At 70.7% G+C, this 4475-nt stretch carries 6 protein-coding genes and 1 pseudogene; 4 read left to right on the plus strand and 3 right to left on the minus strand.

The features are described 5' to 3' along the window. On the plus strand, positions 1 to 437 hold a 437-nt coding region (locus tag ACXJKR_RS25185; RefSeq protein ID WP_457325151.1), incomplete at its 5' end, for a PLP-dependent transferase. Here the strand turns inward: ACXJKR_RS25185 and ACXJKR_RS25190 are convergent. Continuing rightward, on the minus strand, positions 434 to 937 hold the full coding sequence (locus ACXJKR_RS25190; protein WP_457325152.1) for a DUF3455 domain-containing protein: 504 nt from the start codon (positions 935 to 937) through the stop codon (positions 434 to 436). The two genes, ACXJKR_RS25185 and ACXJKR_RS25190, sit on opposite strands and share 4 nt — an antisense overlap. 77 nt (positions 938 to 1014) lie before the next feature. Between ACXJKR_RS25190 and ACXJKR_RS25195 the strand changes: the two genes are divergently transcribed. The 3 genes from ACXJKR_RS25195 (at position 1015) to ACXJKR_RS25205 (ending at position 2610) form a co-directional block, all read left to right on the plus strand. After that, positions 1015 to 1911: a 5'-nucleotidase gene (locus tag ACXJKR_RS25195; RefSeq protein ID WP_457325153.1), complete on the plus strand. Its 897-nt coding sequence runs from the start codon at positions 1015 to 1017 to the stop codon at positions 1909 to 1911. Between the two features lie 100 nt (positions 1912 to 2011). Further along, positions 2012 to 2251: a hypothetical protein gene (locus ACXJKR_RS25200; protein WP_457325155.1), complete on the plus strand. Its 240-nt coding sequence runs from the start codon at positions 2012 to 2014 to the stop codon at positions 2249 to 2251. Further along, positions 2239 to 2610, plus strand: a complete 372-nt coding sequence (locus tag ACXJKR_RS25205) for a hypothetical protein (RefSeq protein WP_457325156.1) — start codon at positions 2239 to 2241, stop codon at positions 2608 to 2610. The genes ACXJKR_RS25200 and ACXJKR_RS25205 overlap by 13 nt, the downstream gene beginning before the upstream one ends. Here the strand turns inward: ACXJKR_RS25205 and ACXJKR_RS25210 are convergent. Both ACXJKR_RS25210 and ACXJKR_RS25215 read right to left on the minus strand, forming a co-directional pair. Further along, positions 2594 to 3700 carry a HupE/UreJ family protein gene (locus ACXJKR_RS25210; RefSeq protein ID WP_457325158.1) on the minus strand — a complete coding sequence of 369 codons (1107 nt, stop codon included), beginning with the start codon at positions 3698 to 3700 and terminating at the stop codon, positions 2594 to 2596. The genes ACXJKR_RS25205 and ACXJKR_RS25210 overlap by 17 nt on opposite strands. Then, positions 3697 to 4475: pseudogene (locus ACXJKR_RS25215) on the minus strand (hypothetical protein); the annotation flags it as partial. The gene ACXJKR_RS25210 and the pseudogene ACXJKR_RS25215, both read right to left, overlap by 4 nt.

The raw sequence follows: 4475 nt of genomic DNA on the forward strand, positions 1-4475 counted from the left end.
TCCTCGCGCTGCGTGGCCTCAAGACGCTGGCATTGCGCATGGAGAGGCACAACGCCAGCGCCGCCGAATTGGCCACCTGGCTGGCCGCGCAGCCCCAGGTCGAGCGCGTGCTCTACCCCGGCCTGGAAAGCCACCCACAGCACGCCCTGGCCAAGCGCCAGATGCGTGGCGGCGGCGGCATGATCAGCGTGGCGCTGAAGACCGACCTGGCCGGCGCGCGCCGCTTCCTGCAGCGCGTCGAGCTGTTCACGCTGGCCGAGAGCCTGGGCGGCGTCGAGAGCCTGATCTCGCTGCCCGCCTTGATGACCCACGCCTCCATTCCGCCCGAGACGCGGGCGCGGCTGGGCATCACGGACTCGCTGGTGCGCCTGTCCGTAGGCATCGAGGCTGCGGACGACCTGCGGCGCGACCTCGCCACCGCGCTGGCCGTGATCTAGCGGTAGAAGTAGTAGGTCGCCGTGTAGGTGACGCGCACGACCTGGCCTGCCGCCGTGCAGGCCTCGGCGGGCGCGACGCCACCGACCGTCGCGACGCGCTGGATGCTCTTCGTCGTGCTGAAGACGCCGCCGCCGCCATTGCTCTTGGCCGCGAGCAGCAGCCAGGGGATGGCCTTCGCGTCCGGGCCCGGGTCGCGGGCCTTGACCTCGCCGACGACCGTGCTGCCATCCAGCCCCTCCCAGGTCGGACCGGCGTAATGCTTGCCCAGCGGCCGCCCCGCGCGGTCGGCCAGCGTGGCCTCGGGCGCCTTGAAGACCCAGGCGGTGCCGCTGCCATCGGCCTTGGCCTGGCATTCGTAGATCTGCCAGCCCTGGGCCAACGCCTCGAGCTGCAGCACCTGCCCGGCAGGGGGCTGCAACGCGGCAGGCACTTGAGGCGGCACCGGCTTGCTGGCGCAGGCGGCGAGGATGGGCAGCATGGCAAGGGCAGCAGCGCGCATGGGCAAGTCTTTCGAGTTGAAAACGCGGCGAGTCTAGGAAGGCGTGGCCCGGGCGTCGAGCCCTATCATCGACCGCCATGCCAGCCACGCTCTCCGGTCAACTCGTCGTCGCTATCTCGTCACGCGCCCTCTTCGACTTCGAGGCCGAGAACGAGGTCTTCGAGGCCGGCGACGACCATGCCTACATGGCCCTGCAGCAGCAGCGCCTGGACGAACCGGCGCCGCCCGGCGTGGCCTTCTCGCTGGTGGAGAAACTGCTGGCCTTCAACGCCGGCGGTACGCCCCAGGTGGAGGTCGTCGTGCTGTCGCGCAACGACCCGATCTCGGGCATGCGCGTGTTCCGCTCGGCCAAGCACTACGGCCTGCCCATCGAGCGCGGCGTGTTCACGCGTGGCGCCTCGCCCTGGCGCTACCTGAAGCCGCTGTCGGCCCAGCTCTTTTTGTCCACCAACGAGGCCGATGTGCGCCAAGCCCTCGGCGCCGGCGTGGCCGCAGCGCGCGTGATGCCGCTGGCGGCGCGGGCCTCGGCAGCGCATCCCAAGGAATTGCGCATTGCCTTCGACGGCGACGCGGTGCTGTTCTCCGACGAAGCGGAGCAGGTGTTCCAGCGCGACGGCCTGGCGGCCTTTCGCGAGCATGAACTGCAGCGCGCCCACCTGCCGCTACAGGCCGGGCCCTTCAAGCCGATGCTGGAGGCGCTGCACCGGCTGCAGCATTCACACGCCAACGGCATGAAGGTACGCACGGCCCTCGTCACTGCGCGCAGCGCACCGGCTCACGAGCGCGCCATCCGCACGCTGATGGACTGGCAGATCGAGGTCGACGAGGCCATGTTTCTCGGCGGCCTGGCCAAGGGGGAATTCCTGCGCGAGTTCGAGCCCGACTTCTTCTTCGACGATCAGGTCGGCCATGTCACGAGTGCGGCCGCCCACGTGCCCGCGGGTCACGTGACCGCCGGCATCGCCGCAGGCTGACCTCCTCCCCCTAGCTTGTGCATRCCGGCGTGACCGGGTCGCGCGGATTTGCGCGTCTGTGCATGTAGGGGCCGCTTGTGTGTGCCCCGGGGAGCATGCCGTGCCAAATCTGTGGATTCCTCATGCGAGCCGCCCGGCTTGCGGCCTGCCGCGTCTGCGGCGCCAGCCGCCACAGGTCTTCGGCTTCTACTGGGAGATGCTGCACGACCGCTCCGGCGACGTCGTGGGCGATGGCTTCAGCCGCTGCACCTTCCCGCAGTTGCTGATGCGCCCGGGCTACAGCTACCGCATCACACCGCTGCGCAGCGACCTGCGCCAGGAGGCTGTATGGCCGTCCTGATCAGCGCACTGCTGGACACCGACGCGATGGCCTTTGCCACCGAGCCTGCCATGCTGGGCGTCAGCGCGCGGCTGGAGCAGGCACTGACCACGCACCTGGACGACGCCGCCGGCAGTGTCGACATCCCGCTCCAAGCCCTCGTCGGCGATGCCGACAGCCTCATCATGGCCCAGATGCTGTTGGCCCAGCTGCCGCCCGGGCTGGCTTGCCTGGGCGCGCGGGATACGGCTGGCGGGATGCACGAAGGCGACGATGCGCTGTCGACTTGCGCATCGGGCCGCGGCATACAGATGGTGTTCTACCGCTTCGACCTGGCGTTGCTGCGCAGCCGCCTGCGGCCGCTCAAGGCAGCAGGCTGAGCCCGAAGCTGCGCTCGACACACCAGAGCAGGGCCAGCGCGGCGACAGCGCTGGATCCACCGGGCACGATCCAGCGCCGGTAGATGGTCGCCGAGCGCAGCATCAGGGCCAGTGGCAGCAGCAGCGCGACGACGGCAAGCTGTCCCAGCTCGACGCCGAGGTTGAAGCCCAGCAGCGGCAGCACCAGTTCGCTGCCGCGCAGGCCCAGGTCCTTCAGCGGCCCGGCAAAGCCGACGCCGTGCACGAGGCCGAAGAGGCCGACCATGCTCCAGCGCGGCCCAGGCACAAAGGGCCGCAGGTTGTCGAGCGCGGCGAGCAGCACGGTCAGCGCGATCAGCGATTCGACGACGGTGGTCGGCGGGTCGATGGCGCCGCTGGCCGCCAGCGCCAGGGTGATGGAGTGGGCCAGAGTGAAGGCGGTGACAAGCTTGAGCGTCTCGGCCAGCGCGGCGCGGCCGCTGGCACGGGGCGCCCAGCCCTTGCCCTCGCGACGCCAGACGGCGACGAGCAGCAGCGTGACGAGGAAAAGCACATGGTCCAGCCCGCTGGCGATATGGGCCATGCCCTCGACGACGAAGCCACCGAAGCCGCGGCTGTCCAGCGCCAGACGTTGTGGGCCGGCGCCGGGCGTCAGCACCAGCGGCTCGCCCGCCGCGCCGACGAGGCGGGCCAGGCCACGGTGGGCGGTGTCGGTGCTGGCAAAGAGGCGGTAGTCGATGTCGAGCTCATGCACGGCGGCGCGGCAGAGCCAGTGGCTGATGAGCACGGCGTGCATGCCGTCGCTGTGCTGGTCGAGCTGGGGTTGGGGACGGTCCTGCGGCGTGCAGGCCGCGCCATCGGCGGTGAAGCGCAGGCCGGCCATGGCCAGCGCCTCGATGTCGGGCCAGCGCTGGCGCACCTCGCCCCAGCTCAAGTTGCCGTCGCCATCGGCGTCCAGCGCCAGGTCGCGGTCCAGGTCGCGCAAGGCGATGTCCAGGCGCTGTTCGACCGCCGCACCTTCGACGCGGTAGACGAGATAGGCCTCGCTGGCCTGGTGGGCCTGGGCCACACCGCACAGCAGCAGCGGCAGCCACAACAAACAACGGATCACGGCGCGAAGCTCCGGTCAAAACGCCGATCAAGAGCGGCAAGGCGTGCATCCTGCCAGCCCTTGCCGCGCAGCACGCGCGCCAGTTCCTCACGCGTCGCATCGCCATCGCGCCCAGCGGCGAGGGCAGCGCGCAGCAGCAGCACCGCATCAACAGGCTCGCGCTGCATCGACCAGTTCAGCCGGGCCAGGCGCAGGGCCTCGCGTGGCTGCTGCTCGACATCGAGGGCAAAGCGGGCCTGCTCGCGCGCATGCTTGCCCGATTCGCGGCGGTCGGCGGCGGCAAGGCGCTCGCGCATCAGGGCGGTCCGCGCCGACGCATCGCGGCCGAGCTGGCGCAAGGCGATGACCTGGCGCAACAGCAATGCATCGGCCTCGGCATCGGGGCTGCGTTCGACCAGCACGAGGGCCTCGGCCGCACGCTGGCGGGCCAGCAGCCAGTCGGCCAGCGCGGCGCGCGTGTAGACCTCGTCCTCGCCGGCCAGCGCGGCACGGTAGAGGGCAGGCGCGGTGGCTTCGTTGCCGAGGCGTTCCGCCAGCTCGGCACGCATCAGTGCAAGCCAGGGCGCGATGGACCGGCCCGGGCTGAGCTGGGCCAGCGTTTGTGCCGCCGCTTGGCCCTGTCCCGACAGGCTGGCCAGCTCGGCCAGACAGGCAGTTGCCGGCAGTGCGGCCAGGGGTTGAAGCTGTTCGCACAAGGCGCGAGCCTCGGTAAGTTCGGCGCGCAGCTGATGCAACGCGGCCGCGTCGAGCAGGGCCTGGGCGCGATGCTCCGGCG

The sequence above is a fragment of the Roseateles sp. P5_E11 genome, from assembly GCF_054049355.1.